General features: G+C 36.8%; 13 protein-coding genes. 12 read left to right on the forward strand and 1 reads right to left on the reverse strand.

Annotated features, from left to right (window positions below; genetic code table 11):
- Nucleotides 1-68: 68 nt before the first annotated feature.
- The gene (locus ACZBKJ_RS03985) at nt 69-1,466 is read left to right on the forward strand and encodes a Na+/H+ antiporter family protein (protein ID WP_463199633.1); all 1,398 of its coding nucleotides are present in this window, start codon (nt 69-71) and stop codon (nt 1,464-1,466) included.
- 69 nt (nt 1,467-1,535) lie between these two features.
- Here ACZBKJ_RS03985 and ACZBKJ_RS03990 read toward each other — a convergent pair whose 3' ends face one another.
- The gene (locus ACZBKJ_RS03990) at nt 1,536-2,096 is read right to left on the reverse strand and encodes a 5-formyltetrahydrofolate cyclo-ligase (RefSeq protein ID WP_463199634.1); all 561 of its coding nucleotides are present in this window, start codon (nt 2,094-2,096) and stop codon (nt 1,536-1,538) included.
- A 140-nt stretch (nt 2,097-2,236) separates the two neighbouring features.
- Here ACZBKJ_RS03990 and cydD point away from each other — a divergent pair, with 140 nt between their 5' ends.
- From cydD to ACZBKJ_RS04045, 11 genes are all read left to right on the forward strand, one after another.
- On the forward strand, nt 2,237-4,021 hold the full coding sequence (cydD, locus tag ACZBKJ_RS03995; protein ID WP_463199635.1) for a thiol reductant ABC exporter subunit CydD: 1,785 nt from the start codon (nt 2,237-2,239) through the stop codon (nt 4,019-4,021).
- Nucleotides 4,018-5,736 carry an amino acid ABC transporter ATP-binding/permease protein gene (locus ACZBKJ_RS04000; protein ID WP_463199636.1) on the forward strand — a complete coding sequence of 573 codons (1,719 nt, stop codon included), beginning with the start codon at nt 4,018-4,020 and terminating at the stop codon, nt 5,734-5,736. Before cydD ends, ACZBKJ_RS04000 begins: the two co-directional genes overlap by 4 nt.
- Before the next feature lie 68 nt (nt 5,737-5,804).
- Nucleotides 5,805-6,269, forward strand: coding sequence for a hypothetical protein (locus ACZBKJ_RS04005; RefSeq protein ID WP_463199637.1), 465 nt, complete (start codon nt 5,805-5,807; stop codon nt 6,267-6,269).
- A gap of 162 nt (nt 6,270-6,431) precedes the next feature.
- Entirely contained in the window at nt 6,432-8,369 is a 1,938-nt protein-coding gene (htpG, locus tag ACZBKJ_RS04010) for a molecular chaperone HtpG (protein ID WP_463199638.1), read from the forward strand.
- 137 nt (nt 8,370-8,506) lie between these two features.
- A complete protein-coding gene (locus ACZBKJ_RS04015; protein WP_463199639.1) occupies nt 8,507-9,004 on the forward strand; it encodes a hypothetical protein in 498 nt (165 codons plus the stop codon).
- Nucleotides 9,005-9,177: 173 nt separating this feature from the next.
- A complete protein-coding gene (gene purL, locus ACZBKJ_RS04020; RefSeq protein ID WP_463199640.1) occupies nt 9,178-13,140 on the forward strand; it encodes a phosphoribosylformylglycinamidine synthase in 3,963 nt (1,320 codons plus the stop codon).
- 472 nt (nt 13,141-13,612) lie between these two features.
- Nucleotides 13,613-15,307: a hypothetical protein gene (locus tag ACZBKJ_RS04025; protein ID WP_463199641.1), complete on the forward strand. Its 1,695-nt coding sequence runs from the start codon at nt 13,613-13,615 to the stop codon at nt 15,305-15,307.
- Between the two features lie 49 nt (nt 15,308-15,356).
- On the forward strand, nt 15,357-17,450 hold the full coding sequence (locus ACZBKJ_RS04030) for an EAL domain-containing protein (RefSeq protein ID WP_463199642.1): 2,094 nt from the start codon (nt 15,357-15,359) through the stop codon (nt 17,448-17,450).
- A 118-nt stretch (nt 17,451-17,568) separates the two neighbouring features.
- Nucleotides 17,569-18,513: an AAA family ATPase gene (locus ACZBKJ_RS04035; protein WP_463199643.1), complete on the forward strand. Its 945-nt coding sequence runs from the start codon at nt 17,569-17,571 to the stop codon at nt 18,511-18,513.
- A 19-nt stretch (nt 18,514-18,532) separates the two neighbouring features.
- Entirely contained in the window at nt 18,533-19,564 is a 1,032-nt protein-coding gene (locus tag ACZBKJ_RS04040) for a DUF58 domain-containing protein (protein WP_463199644.1), read from the forward strand.
- A 64-nt stretch (nt 19,565-19,628) separates the two neighbouring features.
- Nucleotides 19,629-21,746: a transglutaminase TgpA family protein gene (locus ACZBKJ_RS04045; RefSeq protein ID WP_463199645.1), complete on the forward strand. Its 2,118-nt coding sequence runs from the start codon at nt 19,629-19,631 to the stop codon at nt 21,744-21,746.
- Nucleotides 21,747-21,813: the final 67 nt, after the last annotated feature.

Here is a 21,813-nt window from a genome sequence, read left to right on the forward strand (position 1 = left end):
AAGAAAACCCTATATCAATTTAACAATTGGTATATAATAGCCATTTTATAAATTCAAAAGGAATGTGTATGAATGCGGTATTGCTTGCAGTACTGATCATGGTTGGTTTATCGCTGGCTCGTGTCCATGTGGTACTGTCTCTTTTGGTGGGTGCATTGGTTGGTGGAATTGTTGCAGGGTTGCCACTACTTGATGTGGTTGATGGTCAAACCAAAGACGTGATAACCGCAGGCGTGCTCAGTCATTTTCAAACGGGCGTAAAAAATGGCGCACAAATTGCTTTATCTTACGCCATGCTTGGAGCTTTTGCGATGGCAATAGCACATTCTGGCGTGCCAAAACTGCTTGCTGATAAGGTGATTTATCAGGTCAAACATGCTAAATCAAACAGCATCAAATGGGGTGTTTTTGCTATCATTGTGATTGCCGCATGTTTTAGTCAAAATTTGATTCCCATTCATATTGCATTTATTTTATTATTAATCCCGCCATTATTAACTGTATTTAACCAATTAAATATAGACAGACGATTAATTGCTTGTTTGATTACGTTTGGTTTGGTGAATACCTATATGTTTATTCCATATGGATTTGGAGATATTTATTTAAATGAAATTATTATAGCCAATGTTGCTAAAGCAGGGCTTGATGTTAAAGACGTTTCGGTTGTAAAAGCCATGGCGATTCCAGCTTTGGGTATGCTATCTGGTTTATTAACAGCAGTATTTATTAGTTATCGTAAACCAAAAACTTACGATAATCAATTAACCGTTGCAGCGACGAATGAATTAAAACAAGACAGCTTAAAATCAGATAATCTGGATAATTTAGCTTCAGAAACTAAAAATACTAATTTTAAAATTGCAGTTACGTTATTGGCAATTTTAGTTGCTTTTGGCATTCAATTAAAAACCAATTCGCTGATTTTGGGTTCTTTAGCCGGCTTTGCAACCTTTATGGCAACAGGCGTGGTAAAATGGTCTAAAGCCGATGATGTATTTAATGACGGCATCAAAATGATGGCAATGATTGGTTTTATTATGATTTCAGCGCAAGGATTTGCTGAAGTGATGAACGCTACCAATCAAATCGACTCTTTGGTCTCATCATCTGTTGCGTTATTTGCAGGCAATAAAGCCATTGCCTCTTTGGTAATGCTGATTATTGGGCTTGTAGTAACTATGGGGATTGGTTCATCGTTTTCTACCGTTCCAATCATTGCAACCATTTATGTGCCTTTATGTATGGCAATGGGATTTAGTCCAATGGCAACGGTGGCGCTGGTGGCAACCGCTGGTGTTTTGGGCGATGCTGGCTCCCCTGCTTCTGACTCCACGCTTGGACCAACTATGGGGTTAAATGTTGACGGGCAACATGACCATATTAAAGGGACGGTGATTCCAACATTTATTCACTATAACATTCCTTTGATTATCTTTGGTTGGATTGCCTCTTTGGTTTTATAATTTTAGGTTTATTGTTTAAAATAATCAAATTATTAAAAAGACAGTTTATTTCAAACTGTCTTTTTTTTATTAAAAACGATAAATATTTTTATCAGTAATTAAAACATCTATTTTTTTATCCCAAACTTGAGTTTGTAGGTTTTCAACCAATTGAAAATCGTAAGCATAGCCAATTTTTAAAACATTTGGATTTTTTGCAAATGTTCTATCATAAAATCCGCCACCCATCCCAATGCGATTGCCTTTTTTATCTACTAAAACCAAAGGACAGATAATTGCATCCAGTTTATTTGCGCTAATTTGTGGGTAGGTTAATGGTTCATACATGCCAAAACGATGTTTTTTTAAGGGAGTTTTAGGATGTAAAAAAGGCGCAAATAATAAGGGTTTATTTTTTTTGGTAATCGGCAAATAAATTGAAAATTGATGGTTTTGACAAAATTTGATGATTAACGAGGTTGGAATTTCACCAAACCCATCTAAAAATAGGGCAATTTTAGCGTTTTTAGGCAATAAAGATAATAACTTGGGTAAAAATAAACTGGCTTTAAAAGCCGCAAGATTTCTTTGTTTTTTGGTTAAGGTTTTTCTTTTTTGAATCATAGTTTTACGTAGTACATTGTTATTCATAACTTTCCTTAATAAATATGGTGAAAATTTAAATCATCATCGCATCTTATTTTAATTTTAGTTTAAACTTCTTATCATATCTTGAACTTATGGGTTATTTTAGCGATAATGACTAATCAATTTTATAAAAATTTATCATTATGGATAATAGTATTACTGATAAGTCCGTCAAAATATCGCAACCTCCCCAAAAAACTCGCCGTAAATCAAGACGTTCTCAAGATGAGATTATGGCAGCAGCATTTTTAAAAGCCACATTTAGCCCTGTTAAAAAAATTATCATGGTTACTTGGCTTTTGGATATGTTAAGTGTTATGGTGCTGGTTGGTCAAGTGTGTGTTTTGGTCTGGATTTTTAACGGCTGGCTAATGCAATTTTTGGGTCAACCAGCTGGTGAATTGACTAATTTTTGGCAAAATCTAACACTGCTGGCAATTTGTATGTTGATTCGGATTGTCCTAGGTTATATTCGTGATTATTTATTAAGCAATATTGGACTTAAAATCGCCAGTCAAACACGCTTAAAATTATTAAATAAACTGAAAACTTTGGGACTGGCACGGCGTTATTTTGGTTCTGATGGCGTCTTGGCAAGCAAGATCATAGATGAACCAGACCATCTTTTAGGGTATGCTCGGTTTGAAGTGCAAAAAATGACCTCTGTGTCTACGCCGCTGTTATTGGCAGGTTGTATTGCTTTTTATAGTAAAACAGCCGCATTGATTTTGCTGGCAACTGCGCCGTTTATCCCGATTTTAATGGCGATTATCGGCATTGCAACTGCTAGAAAAAGCCGTGAGCAAATGGACGCATTAGCACAACTTGGCGGTCGTTTTTTAGATTGGATACGTGGTGCTAATACATTAACTCGGCTTGGAGCAACCGATATTGCCAGTGCTGATATTGCCAAAAGTAGTGAAAATTATCGCTATCGTACCATGCAGGTATTAAAAATTGCTTTTTTAAATAGTACGGCACTGGAGATGATTTCAGCGGTATCCATTGCACTGGTTGCAGTGTATTTGGGTTTTGGACTCTTAGGAAAGTTGCCATGGTCAGAAGGGATAATTTTAACTAATTATCAAACTGCTTTATTTATTTTATTGTTAGTGCCTGAATTTTATGCACCACTTCGACGACTAGGGGCGGAGTATCATGTCAAAGGTCAGGCGGTGAGCTGTGCCAAAGCAATTGCTCCAATTTTAAATTTTAAACAAAAAAAGCAAGGAACAAAGATACTGACTTTAAAAAACCCTGTTGGTTTTGAACTTAAAAATTTAACGGTTTTTGGTGATGATGGCAGATTACGACTATCACCAGCTAATGCTGTTTTTCAATCGGGAAAACGTACCGCCATTATTGGAAAAAGTGGTCTTGGTAAATCTACAATTTTGCAAGTTTTATTAGGATTTGGCGATTATGAAGGTGACGTGATATTGACTGATGAAAAACAGTCTATTAATTACCAAGAGCTGGATTTAATTCATTTACGTCAAAATTTTGGCTATTTATCACAAAGTGCTTATTTATTACCTTTAACCATTGCTGAAAATTTAAAACTAGCAAAATCAGACGCTAGTGATGATGAAATGATTGCTGCCTTAAAAAATGTTCAACTTTGGCAAATCATTGAAAAATTACCTGATGGCATTCACACCAAGCTAACAGAACGTGGCGGCGGTTTATCAGGCGGTCAAGGTCAGCGTTTAGCAATTGCACAACTATTATTACAAGATGCTAATATTTGGTTTCTTGATGAACCTACTGAGCATTTGGATACAAAAACTGCAAAAAATATCAAGAATTTATTATTGGAATTAAGTCAAAATAAGACGGTAATTTGGGTGACGCATGATACTGATTTTACAGGATTTGATGCAATTTATGACTTAGAAAACAATAGTAAAGATAAGGGATTGGCATGAAAGATACAAAATTTCGTTTAAGACAGCTTATTTATCCCCAAAAATTTTTATGGGCAGTGGCATGGCTTTTTGGGTTAATTACTGTGATTTCATCGCTTGGGCTGGTGATGGTGTCAGGTTGGTTTGTAAGCATGGCTGCCGCTTGCGGGCTTTTGGGGGTGGTTTTGCTGTATGCGTTGCCATCACTACTAATTCGTATTTTTGCGTTATGCCGAACATTGGCGCGTTATGGCGATTTGATGGTATCGCACCACGCTGTTTTTGCTCTATTAAGAGATTTGCGTGTAAAATTTTTTCGCCAGTGGGTAGGTCTACCTATTATTAATCGCATTAAAAATAACCAAACCAGCTCACAAAAAATGTACCGTTTGGTAAAAAATATTGACACCTTAAATGAATTTACATTGCGTTTGATTTCACCAAGCATCATTGTGCTGGTAAGTGTATTATTGATGGCAATAACCATGGTGATTTTGCTGCCAAAGGCAATGATTTCAGCACTTTGTTTGCTTTTGGCGCTTTGTTTTGCTTTTGTGGCATTAAAAATGGGGGTGTCTTTTGCTTTTGATGAAGATGCTCTAAATCAAAAAAGAAAAAGTCTGTTACTGGATACGTTACCTGCTTTGACTTCGCTATTGATTTTTGGGCGTTGGCAGGATACGATTTCACAAATTAATCAATTAGATGATAAACATCAAACACTAACTCAAAAAGCCCATCAATTAAGACGTAATGCAGGATTTTTGGTGCAAGTATGCATTCTATTTTCGGTACTGTCTTTATTGATTGGTGCAAATGGGTTGTTTACTGACCCAACCTTAACCAGTCAAATCCCAAGCATTAATCAACTTTTGCAAATAAATGGCAATCAAATTGACCATACTCAAATATCCAAGATAACCCCAGCATTAGTATTGGCATTGGTGTTTGGCATCTTTGGTCTGATTGAGGTTGTGTTGTTATTAGTGGCTGAACCATTGGCTTTGGGTAGAAGTTTGGTGGCAAAAACCCGATTAAACGAACTTTTAGATGTGCCAAGTCAAACCAAGCCATCTATCAATCACCAAAAGATAACAGGTGATTTAAAACTTGTGTTGCAAAATGTTTGTGCCAAGCAAACCAAAGCTGTTTTTGGTATTGAAAAAATTAATGCAGTCTTTGATACACAAAAACCAAACTTAATTATGGGGGCGTCAGGCGCAGGAAAATCCACACTGCTTTCAGTATTGGCAGGCGAGTTGCCACCAGAATCAGGCGATATTTGGTTAAATGATGTTAATTATCTAGACGTTGAATTTGAGCAAAGTCTTGGTTTTTTGGGGCAAACGGTGGATATTTTTGATCAAACACTGGCGGATAATTTGAAGTTGGGCAAGGCCTTTGCTACCGATGATGAGTTGTTGTGTGTTCTTGAACAGGTGGATTTACTGGATTGGGTTAAAAATCAACCAAAGGGACTAAATACACCACTAGGTGAGTATGGTATGGCAATATCGGGGGGGCAGGCACGAAGAATTGCTTTAGCGCGTCTTTTATTAAATCCTAAAAAAATTCTTTTGCTAGACGAGCCGTTTGCAGGATTGGATGATAAAACACGTCAAATAGTATGGCAAAATTTAAATACTAAACAACAAAAGGGTGAGATTGGAATATTAATCATTGCAACTCATCAAGTGACTGAACAGATGAAAAATGCGCAAATACTAACCATTTAGCAGTGCTTTTGTGCTTAAAATAATTCTTGTGATATAATCACCTAAGATATTCATTATATGGAGAATTTATGAAATCGGCGCTATCTTATATATCAGCCTTTATGTTTGCATTATGTTGTTTTGGAAGCACTCACGCGAATGCCCATCAACAAAGTGATGATACAACTTGCTATATACTAAAAAATGATAAATTATTACAAAAATCAAGTTGCATCTATCAGGAAAAAGTTACTGAATATGGCGGTTATTCTGGCATGTTTAGAATGCCAGATGAGGATATAAAAATTGATTTCTCCAGTATTGACCTTGGTCGAATAAAACTAAATAATGAGGTTGCTAAATCCTTTATTCGTTCTGAGTCAACCTTGGAAAAACTAACTGGCGCTCAATTAACTGCAATGGCAGAATCAGGAGGGACTGAAAAACTGATTTTTTGTGTAAAAAACAGTAAAAATTATGAGCTTTGTTCTACGAATAATGTACTGCTTTTTGTAAATGCAATTATGATGTCTCAAGATAATATTTGGCAATAAATCTAGGCAAAAAAATAAACCAATCATGTATTGGTTTATTTTTTGCCCTTGAAAATTGTAAAATTAACCTTATCTCTTTTGCTGATTTATATGTTTGTTCTTATATTAAACTTATCAGACCTATTATTGTGTCAATTTGTCTAAAAATCCAATGGAGAATTTATGTCAAATCCTACTCAACACACATTTGAAACCGAAGTAGAACAGCTTTTGCACCTGGTTACTCACTCTTTATATTCTAACGCTGATATTTTTGTACGTGAACTGGTGTCAAACGCCTCAGATGCTTGTGATAAACTTCGATTTTTGGCAACTTCAGATGACAGTTTGTATGAAGGTGATAGTCAGCTTGCCATTAAAATTGATTTAGATAAAAATGCCAATACCATTACGATTAGTGATAATGGCATTGGTATGAATGAAGCGGATGCTATTGAAAACTTAGGAACGATTGCCAAATCAGGTACAAAAGCTTTTTTGGAAAAATTATCTGAAACTGATAAAAAAGATGGTAATTTAATTGGTCAGTTTGGTGTGGGTTTTTATTCTGGGTTTATCGTTGCAGATAAAATTACCGTAGAGAGCCGTAAAGCAGGCGAGCCTTCTAATCAAGGTGTGCGCTGGGTGTCTGATGGTACAGGTAAATTTACAACTGAAACGATTGAAAAAGCAACGCATGGCACAGCGATTACTTTACATTTAAAAGAAAATTACGCTACAGGTAGTGACGACGCTCAAAACTACCTAGACCGTTACACCATTAAATCTTTGGTGAATAAATACTCAGACCATATCAGTTTGCCTATCCAAATGCGCAAAGAAGAATGGCAAGATGAGCTTGATGAAAATGGTGAGGTGGTTGCAGGTAAAGGTGAGTATATTTTAACTGATGAATACGAAACTATTAACAAAGCATCAGCATTATGGACACGCACACCAAGTGATATTACTGATAATGAATATCAGGAGTTTTACAAAACCGTAACCTATGATTTTGAAGACCCATTGGCGTGGACGCATAATCGAGTTGAAGGACGTGTACAGTATACTCAACTACTTTACATTCCCAAAAAAGCGCCATTTGATTTGTATGCTCGTGAACATCAACGTGGTTTAAAATTATACGTTAAACGTGTATTTATCATGGATGATGCTGAACAGTTGTTGCCAATGTATTTGCGTTTTGTGAAAGGGGTAATTGATAGTAGTGATTTGCCACTGAATGTCAGTCGTGAAATTTTACAAGAATCTCGCGATGTTAAAGCAATTCGTGATGGCAATGCTCGTCGCATCTTGACTTTGCTTGCTAGTTTGGCAGGTTCTGAAGAAAGTGAAAAACAAGATAAGTTCAAGGCGTTTTATGCTGAATTTGGTGATGTTTTAAAAGAAGGTTTGGGCGAAGACCAAGGTAATCAAGAGCGCATCGCAAAACTGCTTCGTTATGCCACCAGTCAAAACAGCGAAATCGTTACAGGTTTTGCTGATTATAAGGCACGCATGAAAGAGGGGCAAAAAGCCATTTATTATCTGACCGCTGAAAATCTTGCCGCCGCTAAAAACAGTCCACAGCTGGAATTGTTTAATAAAAAAGGCATTGAAGTGATTTTGATGACAGCCCGTGTTGATGAATGGGCAATGAACTTTTTAACCCAATTTGATGGCACGCCACTACAAAATATTGCCAAAGGCGCGGTGGACTTGGGCGATTTAACCGATGAAGCCGAAAAAGAAGAAGCTAAGCAGGCTGAAGAAAACTTAAAACCAGTCGTAGAGCGTTTAAAAACCACGCTTGGCGATAAAGCCAAAGATGTGCGAGTATCTACTCGTTTGGTAGACAGTCCTGCTTGTCTTGTAGTTGGTGATGGTGAATTGACCCCACAAATGGTGCAAATGCTTAAACAAATGGGTCAGCCTGTACCTGATGTTAAACCAACACTTGAGATTAACCCAACTCATCCATTAATTAACAAACTTGAAACTTCTGCTGAATTTGATGATTTAGCACAGGTGATTTTTGACCAAGCACTGCTTGCAGATGGTGGACAGTTGGATGACCCAGCAGGTTATTTAAAACGAGTTAATAAATTATTATTGAAATAAATTTAAATTAATTCATAAGTTAGGTAATCAATAACACCCTGATTTTTATCAGGGTGTTTTTTTACTCTTTTTTTTGAAAAAATTATGTTATTATAGTTTTGATTTGTTCAATGATTTGTTCGTTATGAGGGCAGTGTATGTTTAAATATTTAAATTATGCCATTTTATTTGGAATTTTGGCAATCAGTAGTACAGCTTTTGCTGATAATCAGACCAAAATTGCGCTTGCTAAAAAAGTTGTTTTTTCAGGAAACGTTAGCCCCTATGCTACTTCAAGCCTTAAACAGTTATTACAAAAGGCTCATCGAATCGATGATAGAGAGGCAAGCATAAATCAAGATATTGGCTGTGAATTTGTTGAGCATTATTATTTAGGGTGGGGTCAAGATTTTTCTGCTCAAGACGTTCGCAATTTTAAAGCAAAGGTTGAGCAGTCAGGAATGGTTAAAGTAACATTTAATACCAGTTCTAGTGCAGAACTGGTCGAAATGGATATGGTATGCACCACAAATAGCTGTAAAGTAAACGATGTAAGATATGGATTTAGCGATAATCCAAAAGTTTTGCCAAAACGCATAAGCAATTCCATTAGACGTGACGCTCAAACAATAGTCAATAAAAATAGCTGTTTTTAAAACATGGTTTAAAAATTAAAACAATCTATCTTGATTATTGTTAGATGTTTATTTAACATAATCTATTTTATAAACAGCAAATAACCTCATCATAGCAATGTAACATAGTAATGTAAATCCTTTTAAAATCTGCTAGAATAAAGTCAAATTTTGCGCCCTAATAGGATTTTGCTATGATGACCATTGCAGGTTTTCCCTTCTTAACTGATTTTCAAACAAAAAAGTTATTAAACGATTTGCAAACCAAGGCAGGTTTGTTGGTATCTAAAATTGAAAGTCAGCAAGTCTATGTTTTTGAAAAAAATTTATCTACTGATGAACAAAAAAAAGCCATTGATTTATTAAATCAAGGTCAAATATGTCACATTGCTCCCATTGATAAGACTCAAGTTCAAGTTATTGTTTCACCGCGTTTTGGCACAATCAGCCCATGGTCGTCAAAAGCAACGGATATTTTTACTAACTGTGGCTTAGAAATCAGCCGCATAGAAAGGGTGGTGATTTTTACATTGTCAGGTGAAAATTTGCCCAATCCACTACCTAAAACCGCTGAAAATTTATTGCATGACCGCATGACTCAAAGTTTGGTTTATCACCTTGGTGATGTAGCAAAATTGTTTGAACATGATGAGCCTAAGTATTTAAATTATATTGATATTTTATCGGGTGGCAAGGATGCTTTAATTGAGGCAAATACAACTTTTGGTTTTGCTTTATCCGCTCAGGATATCGATTATTTGATTGAAAATTATACAAAACTTGGCAGAAATCCCACAGATGTTGAATTGATGATGTTTGCTCAGGCAAATAGTGAGCATTGCCGTCATAAAATTTTTAACGCTGAATGGACGTCTGATGGCATTGTACAGGAAAAATCATTATTTAAAATGATTAAAAATACTTATGAAACGCATCCAGAAGGCATTTTGTCAGCATATAAAGATAATGCGGCGGTGATGGAAGGTTTTGTTGCAGATAGATTTTATCCCACCAAAAACGAAAATGGCGAAGCAAAATATGGGTTTCACCATGAGCAAGTAGACATCTTGATGAAGGTAGAAACTCACAATCATCCAACGGCAATTGCTCCGTTTGCAGGCGCTGCTACAGGGTCAGGTGGTGAGATTCGTGACGAAGGGGCAACAGGTCGCGGGGGCAAACCAAAAGCAGGTTTGGCAGGTTTTCATGTGTCGCACTTGCAGTTACCAAATATGCCTGAAAAATGGGAAAATACTGGCAAAATTTCCACAAAAAACTATGGCAAACCTGACCGTATGGCGTCTGCTTTAGAAATCATGACCGAAGCGCCGCTTGGTAGTGCAGCATTTAATAATGAGTTTGGTCGTCCAAATCTAACAGGTTATTTTAGAAGTTTTCAACTTGATACCAGTGAAAATCAAGATGGCACAAATATGCGTGGCTATCATAAGCCGATTATGATTGCTGGCGGTTTTGGTAATATTAAACGTGATTTGGTGCAAAAAAATGCCATCAGTGCTGGAGATTTGTTAATCGTGCTTGGCGGCCCTGCCATGCAAATTGGTTTAGGCGGTGGGGCAGCAAGTTCGGTCGATAGTGGCAAACTGGATGAAGGTTTGGATTTTGCGTCCGTTCAGCGTGATAATGCTGAGATGGAGCGCCGCTGTCAAGAAGTAATTGATGCGTGTTGGGTAATGGGAGCGGACAAAAACCCAATTGTATCCATTCATGATGTTGGGGCTGGTGGGTTATCTAATGCGATGCCAGAATTGGTCAATGACCATGAACTTGGGGCGGTGCTTAATTTACGTAAAGTACCATCATTAGAATCTGGCATGTCACCAATGGCAATTTGGTCAAACGAAGCTCAAGAGCGTTATGTCTTGGCAATCAATCCAAAAGATGAAACATTATTTGATGAAATTTGTCAGCGTGAACGTTGCCCACATGCAGTGCTTGGTGTGGCAACGGATATTCGTCATCTAACCGTAAATGATGACTTATTGCCTGAACAACCTGTGGATTTACCAATGCAGGTTTTACTTGGCGGTACTCCAAAAATGAAACGCGAGTTTACGCGCAAAAATCCTAATTTAAAACCATTGGATTTGTCAGCAATTGATTTAAAAGAATCGGTAACTGATGTGCTAAGACACCCAACTGTTGCTAGTAAATCATTTTTAATCAGTATTGGCGACCGTTCAATTACGGGTATGATTACTCAAGAGCAGTATGTTGGACGTTATCAAATTCCTATAGCAGATGCTGCTGTTACCAGCACTACCATTACTTCTGATACAGGTGAAGCAATGGCAATGGGAGAGCGCACACCAGTTGCATTAATCAACCCAAAAGCATCTGCTCGTTTGGCGGTTGCTGAAACCATTACCAATCTGGCTTCAGCTCGCATTGCAAAAATTTCTGACATTACACTATCGGCAAACTGGATGGCGGCATGTGGAGAGGATAGCGAAGATGCGGCACTGTTTGATGCAGTTCATGCAGTTGGTGAGGAGCTTTGCCCTGCGCTTGGAATCTGTATCCCAGTAGGTAAAGATAGTCTATCTATGCGTACCACATGGAAAGAAGGCAAAGAAAACAAACAAGTTGTTTCACCAATGAGCCTTGTTATCACCGGGTTTGCACCCGTTACTAATATTCATAAAACCATCACTCCAGAACTTACTAATCAGAACAGTATTTTATATCGTTTGGATTTATCAGGCGGTCAATATCGCTTGGGCGGCTCAATTCTTGCTCAAACATTAAGCCAATTGGGTGATGATTGCCCTGATGTCGATAATGCGGATGATTTAATTGCATTTTTCAATCTTATCCAAAATGCCAACGAACAAGATTTGATTTGTGCTTATCATGATGTTTCTGATGGTGGTTTAATTGCAACAGTAGCTGAAATGCAGTTTTCTGCTCGCGTTGCCATAGATTTGGTTCTAGCCAAAGATAAACTTATTGAGCAGTTATTTTCTGAAGAAATTGGCGCCGTGGTGCAAGTATTGCCTGAAAAACAAGCTGAATTCTTGGCGCTTGCCAAAACCTTAAATGCTGATAAATTCTTGAGCAAAATTGGCGTGGTTAAAGAAACTGTTATAGGTGGCGGCAATGTTGATGATTTGACCATCTTTGTAGTCAAAGATATACAAAATCCTATTGACACAGAAGAAACCACTTACCGTTTTAAACGTGCTGATTTACAAAAACATTGGACAAAAGTCAGCCATGAGATTGCTCGTTTACGCGACAATCCCGAATGCGCCGACCAAGAATTTGCTTTGATTGATGATATTAATCATCATGGGTTGATTGCTTTTGCTAATTATGATTTAAATCAAAGGGTTGAGGCTCCTTATTTAAACAGCCGTACCACTAAACCCAAAGTTGCTATTTTACGTGAACAAGGCGTCAATGGACACTTAGAAATGGCAGCTGGCTTTAGTTTGTCAGGGTTTGATGCAATTGATGTGCATATGAGCGATTTGTTAAAAGGGCGAATTAATCTACGTGATTTTGAGGGGCTTGTGGCGTGTGGCGGTTTTAGTTATGGCGACGTTTTAGGAGCAGGTTCTGGCTGGGCAAATTCGGTGCTGTTTCACGATGAATTGTGCATGATGTTCGCTCGATTTTTCCATCGTCCAGAAACCTTTACACTTGGCGTATGTAACGGCTGTCAAATGATGGCGCAATTAAAAGATTTGATGGTGGGAGCGGAACATTTCCCAAGATTTACTTATAATAAATCCGCTCGTTTTGAAGCGCGTACCGTCAATGTCAAAGTAGAGCGTACTAAATCAGTATTATTAAAGGGCATGCAAGATAGTATTTTACCTGTGGCAGTAGCGCATGGTGAAGGCTATGCCAATTTGACTGATAAAGCGATACATGAGCTTGGATTGCATGGTCAAATTGCTTTGCGTTATGTGGATAGTCAAGGCAATCCAACAGAACATTATCCATTAAATCCAAATGGCTCACCACAGGGTATTACGGGTATTTGTAGCAATGATGGTCGGGTAACTTTAATGATGCCACACCCAGAACGTACCTTGCGCGCCATCAATCATGCTTATAAACCCAAAGAATGGGATAAAGACGGTGCGTGGCTAAGAATGTTCCGCAACGCTCGAGCATTCTTGCGTTAAAATTGGCGTAAAAAATGCAATGTAAAATAAAGTGATTTATCTTATAATATATTGTTTTTAAAAGATAAAGATATTGGTGTAATTTTAATCACAATTTATTAGGCAGTATCAAACATCAATATGTAACAATATTGAGATTTTGAAACAATGTCTATACTGGGTAAACATATCCATTGGTTAAAATAGTAATTTATAAAATCACCAATATCCGCTTTGATGATAAAAACGGCATGATTTTAAATGTCGTTTTTTATTATTAGTTGTTTGTCACGATTGACTTAATTAAGAATTTTTTTAATGAAAACAATAATAACTTGCAGTATGCAATTTTTATACCATTTATGGTTAAAATTTGTTTATTTTTGCAAATTTTATAGACAAAGTACAGTGATTTGGTTACAAAGTGTAATGAGTGCAACTAATTATTTTAGTATAATTAATCGCTTAAAAAAATGGTGGACTTTATCAAAAGATGATTACCTTAAATGAATTTGAACGTTTGATTGTGATAAATATCGACCAACAACTAGAACAAAGACTGGTGATTGGCGATGAGGGTGAATTTTTGCAAGAATGGATTTTAACACTCTCTGGAATGAACAAACACGAAAAATACCAACGATTACGGGATTTGTTAAACAATCTTTTGGTAGCTGATATTGGTGAGAATGTATTATTTCGTATTATGTCGGGACTGACCAGCTGTGTGGATCAAACCGTGAGTATGCTGCATCATGATTATGTTTATGAACATCGGGTATTGTCCAGTGAGCAGCAAAAAAGTGTTTTTGAAGTGCGTGATTTGTATTTTTTGATGATTTTGATTTATAAAAATATTGCTACGCGAGCTTATATTCACTTACACCAAGATAGTGATGATGGTTTTTATAATCAAACAGGCTGGCTAAAAAAAGTAGTCAGTATGAGCTCAGATGCCAAAAAACTCATTACTGCTAGTATTTATCATATGATGGGTTTATATCTAAAGATAATTTTAGAATTTGCTTTAAATTATGAGCATACTCCAAGAATTGTTTGGCAGCAGTTAAATTTTTGGTATTTGCGAGCCGTACAAGAAGACATTGCTTATCATAAAATGACAAAAAGCGCCAATACAAGTGCGAAAAATTCCATCAATGGACGTTATGAGCAGGCTTGTATTGCTAGTTTTATCAATTTTTTTGCGTATCGTCGTCAAGATATGTTGATGATGTTTAAAATATTACCAGATTGGGTTAATTTGATTCAGAGCACTTTTGAGGCTCGTCCCGAGTTACGCTTATTTGTCAATTTATCAGGAAATTATCCGCCAGAATTTATTACGCCTTATGCTACTGTCAATCCATACAGTGAAGAATATCAATGTTTGTTTTTTGATGCGTCAGCCTTGGTAAGCCAGCTTAAGAAAATTCAATCAGGTAAATACATCAGTAATTATGCGCAGGCGATTTTTGAAAGACGCTTGGCGACATTGGCGTTATTATCATTTGACCGTTATGCCAAACAAGATAAGATTGACCGTATTGGACAACAACCAAACTTGCTTTTAACGGGATTTGGGGCGATTTTTTATGAAATTTCAGGTGGCAAAACGCTTGCTGAAGTCATTGACTTATCAAACATTCAAGACACTCAGCCTAAACAAATTAAACAACTATTACATCAAGATTTTCCACAAGAAAGGGTAATTGTTAGCAGCAAAAGTGATATTTTGACACGATTTTATTATGTCAATCCACCATTTGGTAAGGCGATTGATGGTAGTTCTAATATTCAAAGAAATTTTTTACAAGTTTTTGGGATTTTTGCTTTAAAATCAGAAAATAGTACCCAAAAAAATCCTTGGAAGCTTGGCGTGGCTCAGTGGGTGGATAAATATTTAGATAATGTTGAAGTCGATGGTCGATTACTTGGCCGGATTTTATTGACAGCAGGTGTGCGTTTATTAAGCCATGATGATAGAGGTCAAGATTACGTACATGCTTTATTGATTGAGGGCGATGAACCTGGCCATCAAAGCACACTGATTATTCCACGTTGTCATTTTAAAGTAGGGGATTTATTGTTGATGAGAACAGGCGTCAAAGAAATAGAGTTAAGATTGGAACGCAATTTGCTTTCTACTGATGAAGTAGAACAATATCAAATTGTACGTCTTAACGGATAATTTGGATAAACAATAAACTATAATTTGTAACAGAGTCGGGTAAACCAAAGTGACCAAAAAAACTTTAAACCTATTGATGATTGATGAAGACCAAATGTATGCTGAAAATTTGGTCAAAATACTGTATGCATATTATGATGAAGTGAATTTAGGTTTTTTGGATGAAAAAGCTGAATTTATTAAAATTTTGCGTCATGAATGGGATGTGCTAATTTTTAATCGGGCTTATGACTTGACTTTGACGGATGTAGTAGGAATTATTCAAGAGCAAAATGTTGAATTGCCAATTATTGAGCTGGTAAAAAGTGAAGAGGCAGCAACCATCAATGAATTTGGTTATGCTGAATTGATTTCAGGCAACATGATAAAATCATTGGTTGTAGGGCAAGATGATAGAATCGTTATGGCAATATGTTTACAAGCCGATTTTATCAAAAGCAAACGCCAAACCCAAAACTTAAGAAATATCTTAAGAGAAGCTGAACAGCGTGCTAATATTTTAATCAAAAACTCAAAATCAGCAGTGGCATATATTGACCAAGGGGTGCACATTTACGCCAACGACCCATATCTTGAGATGTTTGGTTATGATTCTATAGAAGAAATCATTGGTGTGCCTGTGGTAGATTTATTTGCCAGCGGCGATGATGTTAAAGGTTTTAAGCAGTTTTTAAGTCGTTTTAGTAAAGGCGACCGCAAGCAAGTTGAGTTTAATTTTGAGAGCAAACGTACCGATGGCTCAACTTTTGCTTCAAAATTACAATTGGCGGCAGCGACTTTAGAGGGTGAGCCAGTAACACAAATGATTATTCAGCAAAATAAAGTTGGTGATGCTGAATTAATTAAAAAATTAGCAGAAGCAGAACGTCAAGATGTTTTAACAGGGTTGTATAACCGCTTGGCATTTGACGAAATGTTATCTAGAGCTTACCGTCAAGTCATCAATGGCGATAGCCACCTTGCCAGTTTGCTGTATGTACGTATGGATAATATGGGCAAGATTAGTTCAAGTACGGGACTCACGGGTGTTGATGCATCTGTCAAACAAATATCATACTTGCTTAGTGAACACTTTGACAAAGTGGATGCGACCGTTTGCCGTTTTGGTGATACCAGTTTTACGGTTTTAATCCACGATATCAACCAAGAAGAAGTTGTCAAACTTGCTCAATTGGTTTGTCAAAAAGCATCGAGTCTATTGATTGAGGTAGGTTCTCGTACAGTAACCACCAGTTTATCCATTGGTATTGTCATGATTGATATCAATTCACCAGAACCGCAAACAATCTTGGAGCGCGCTATAGATACTGCGCATGATATTGACCCTGAAGGCGAACCTTTAGATAAAGTAAAAGTATTTGATATCAGCCAAATTGCTGGCGAAGACGAAGAGCTGATGGGTGAGTATTTAAAAAATGCTTTAACAAACAATACATTAAAATTAAGTTATCAGCCAATTTACGATATCGAGGCGGATAATAATGATTTGTTTGAAGTTTATGTAACCTTGCCACAAGCAGATGGTACCTTGATGACATTGGAAAAAATTGCCCCAATTGCTAAAAAGCATGGGCTTTGCATGGCATTAGACCGCTGGGTGTTGATTAATGCGTGTAAAAATCTGGCGATGGTACGAAAAATGCATGCCGACACTCGTCTTTTAATCAGTTTATCATCGGCATCACTTGAAGACAGTGCCTTGGCAAGCAATGTAACCAAATTAGTACAAGCCATTGGCGGTGGTAGTGATGTGGTGAGTTTGCAGTTTAATGAACAAGAACTGATTGACTATATGGCAATTGCAAAACGACAATTCATCGCTTTACAAAACATTAATTGCCGCTTGGGTGTTTATAGTTTTGGCAGTACTGCTAAATCTTTGGAAGTGTTGGAACATCTAGCACCAGCAACTGCAAGGCTTGCCAGAAGTTATACTAAAGATTTGCACCGTGAAGACAATCTAAATGCTTTAAAATCTTTGGTAGATAGCGCTAATGAACGTCACGTTGGAGTTTTGATGCCATATATTGAAGACCCTTCTACAATGTCTACCGCTTGGTCTGTAGGCGTGAAGTTTTTACAAGGTAATTATCTGCAACCTGCCGACAGTCAAATTGTATATGCTCCACCTGCTGAAGCCTAACAAACACATTAAACTGACAGGAGTCTTTTAGACTCCTGATTTTTTAGTTATGTTTATGCTTGGTTGTTTTATTGGCTTTGTTTATGTATCAAATAAAAAAATAATAAAGGAAGTTTTGATGAATTCTTCAACATTTATCCAGCAAAAAATTCAAATTCTACTAAACACATTGAATCAAATCATTTTAGATAAGGAACAAGCAGTAAAACTGGCGGTAGCATGTTTGTTGGCAGATGGACATTTATTACTTCAGGATTTGCCGGGTATGGGTAAAACCACACTAGCACATAGTTTGGCTCAGCTCTTGGGTATGGATTTTAATCGGGTGCAATTTACCAGCGATATGTTACCTGCTGATATTTTGGGAACGATGGTTTTTGATGGCCATAAACAAGAATTTTACTTTCGTCAAGGAGCGATTTTTACTCAATTATTGTTGGCTGATGAAATTAACCGTTCTAGCCCAAAAACCCAATCCGCTTTATTGGAAGCTATGGAAGAAAAACAAGTAACTCAAGATGGTCAAAGTTATCCACTGCCAAAACCATTTTTTGTCATTGCTACCCAAAACCCACTTCAGCAGGCGGGCGTTTATCCATTACCAGAATCTCAGCTTGACCGTTTCTTGATGTGTGTGTCTTTAGGGTATCCGTCACAATTAGCAGAACGTGAACTGTTGGAAGGCATCAGCAGAAGACAAATGATTGCTCAATTGTCAGCAATTTTAAACGTTGATGAAGTGGTGCAAGCTCAAAAAGAAGCCTTAGAATTATACATTGCGCCTGTGGTTTTGGATTATATTCAAAAACTGGTTGCTAAAACACGCAGCAGTCAAGAATATCATGGTCTATCTCCTCGTGGTGTTTTAGCATTAAAAAGAGCCGCGCAGGCTTATGCTTATGTATTGGGTCAAAGTAACGTTGCCATTGATGATGTGCAAGCGGTATTTGCAGCAGTTGCTGACCATCGTTTGGGACAAAAGTTTGTTCCTTTTTATTATGCTAATGGCTCAACCAAAGAGACCATTGCAGCAAAAATCTTGCAACAAGTTGCGACAGATTAATAAATCAGCAGTTAATTATATGAATAACCTTAGCAAAGATGCTGTTTTAAAAAAACATCTTATAAAAAACTGGCTTCAAAATACCTCCATCTATACACGCATTGAGCGGTTTGTTCAAATTCGTAGCCCTCGCTGTGATGATGTTACGCTTGGAATTAAAAATGTTTATGTATTTTTGGATAAAAATGGCATTTTATTTGTATTGCTTTTGCTATTAACTTTTGTGCTTGGAGTGAATTATTCTAATAATTTGGTGTTGGGTTTGTGTTTTTATTTGTCAGCTATTTGGTTTGTAAGTATTTTTTATACTTTTGTGCAAGTATCAGATTTACATATTAAGCTGATGGAAGTGCCATTATCACCATCAAATCAAAAATCATATGTTTTGGTGGAATTAAGCAGTAAAAGTGGCAAACCAAGCCAGCAAATCACATTGTATTTTGACCAAATAGATGGTGATAAAAAAGCAGAAATTACCCACATTGCTTTGGTGGATAAAGTAGTTTTGTGTCAGGTTGCCATTAACACCAGAGAACGAGGAAAGATGATTCTACCGCGGCTGATTGTCAAAAGCACCTATCCGTTTGGAGTTATCCAGGCGTGGTCTTATGTTTATTTTGCTACACCAATGTATGTTTATCCAGAACCCATCAGCATCAATGATGAAGAAATTTATCAAAAAATAAAAAGTGATGATAATGCACAAAACTACGCTTTAGGACAAGAAGATTTTAGCCATCTTCAAAAATATATTCTAGGTGAAAATTTATCCAGAGTATCTTGGGTGCATTTGGCAAGAGGGCAAGAGATGCTTACAAAAAAATTTTCTGAACAAATAGGTACAAGTTGGCAGTTAAACTATACAGATATGCCCGCCAAAGACCACGAAACCAAATTAAGTCAGCTTTGTTTTTTGGTTGACAAATTATCTCAAACTCAAACGCCTTTTTCACTGGTACTGCCCAGCCAAACTCAACCCTCTCAAATAGGTGTAGGAGATGCATTTGTACGTCAAAGTCTTTTGCGTTTAGCTTTAGAGCCAAAAGCTTAGCTGTTTTTATTTTGCTTATCTTTTATACATAACCACTATTTTTGTCGCTTTATATCCAACATTTATGACCGCACCTATTTTTGAAGACTACGCCTTAGGTAAAAAAACATTATCAGACAGCAAGATTTATCTGTTTTCATGGCGAAAAAAACTTCTTGCCTTGCCAGCATATCATTGGCTACTGATGGTGTTTTTATTGGTGCTGATTCCCCATTTATCGGTTTTACCTATGTGGCTGACAGGGTGGACAATGCTGATGATTGTGCTACAAGTACCAATAGTAAAATTAGGATTGTCTCGCCTGACATCAGGGCGATTAAAACGCATTTTTAATCCATTAAAAATTTTTTCATTATTTGTTATTTCTTTTTTTGTTTGGATTAATTTTAATCAAAGTTTTAGTGTAGAATTTACCGTTGGCTTACTTTTGGCTGTTTTTTCAGCAAAAATATGTGAATTTTACAATCGCCGAGATGGATATATTTTACTCAATTTATCATTATTTATCTTGGCAACCGCTTTTTTATTAAGGCAGGATATTGGCGTAGTGTTGATAGGGCTGCCCGTATTTTTTGCCACCTTAATTGGGTTTATTGCTTTAAATGACAAAGATGAGCAAACACCCACAAAAAGACTCAATACACTTGGTTTACTTGTCTTGCCTGCGTTGCCTTTATTGGTAGTGTTATTTGTCTTTTTTCCTAGAATCCCGCCTTTATGGTCCTTGCAAATATCGGGTGATAAAGCCGAGACGGGCGTATCAGAAACCATGTCCCCAGGCGATTTTTCAAATTTAAGTCGTTCTAGCGAACTGGCGTTTCGAGTAGAGTTTTTAAATACCCCTCCTAGCCGTTTTGATATGTATTGGCGAGGTTTGGTTTATGAAAGTTTTGATGGCGCAACTTGGCGAATGAATGATGAATTGATGCAGGTATATTCGCCAAGACATGAAACCACACCACCGCACTGGGCTCAAATTAAACAAGGTGGATTTTATGATTATCGGGTAATTTTAGAGCCAACCCAGCAGTATTGGTTGTTTGCTTTGGATTATCCAATTCCATATGATGAAAATTATATGTATCTGACCAATAGTTTTACTTTACAATCATTGATCGATGTGACCAAGCAATTAAGTTATACCGTACATTCCTACCCTGATGCGGTTATTGGTAAGGCTTTAGATGCGAATCAACGTCAGATAAATTTAGAAATTCCTAAAGGCAATCCTCAATCACAAAAATTTGCTCAAAAAATGTACGAACAAAGCGGTCATGACCCTGAAAAATACGTTCAAAACATTCAAACGTACATTCAAGCACAAGGATTTAAATACACATTATCCCCACCACGTTTACATAATCACCGAATTGATGAATTTTTATTTGATACCAAGGCAGGATTTTGTGAGCATTATGCTTCTAGTTTTACTTTTTTGATGCGTGCTGCTGGCATTCCTGCACGTGTGGTTGGTGGATATCAAGGCGGAGAGCTTGGTGCTGACGGCAAAAGCTGGGAGGTGCGCCAGATGGATGCACACGCTTGGAGCGAGATTTGGTTGGAAAATAAAGGTTGGGTGCGTATTGACCCAACAGCATTTATTGCTCCTGACCGTATCGAAAACGGAATGAATAATACGACGCAAAAATCCGCTGATGAATTATTTGGTAATGATATAAAAGGTAAATGGTATTATCAGCAATTTCGTCTTTTTAAAATGTTCAATCGCTATTCAGACCAAATTAGTTATTATTGGCAAAAACAAATTGTTGGATTTAATCAAGATAAACAAAAAAATGCATTATCCAAGTGGTTTAATATCCATAATATCCAAGAGCAATTTATAGTATTAATAACGCTACTTGGAGGGTTAATTCTTTTATTTGTATTTTGGGTGATGCAAAAACGCAAAAAACGTTATCATCCATTGGATTTGCCATTAATGTTATTATCTAAAAAATTAACCAAAGTCAATCCTATTTTGGCTAAAGCCACAAGTGAACCTTATTTGTCGTGGCTAGACAGAGTTGGAAAAGAGATTTTGGATAAAAAAACCATTCAAGAAGTGCAAGGTTTGTATCGTCAATATCGTTATGGTCAACATAAAGCAAATCAACAAACTATCAAAAAGATGAACCAATTAACCAAAGAAGTTTTGAATTCATTTCATCAAAAACATTAAAAAGGTATTTGAGTAAAATTGTTTTTAATTCAATTATTGTTATAATGATGATGATTTAAACAAATGG

This window comes from Moraxella sp. I5G (assembly GCF_055193055.1).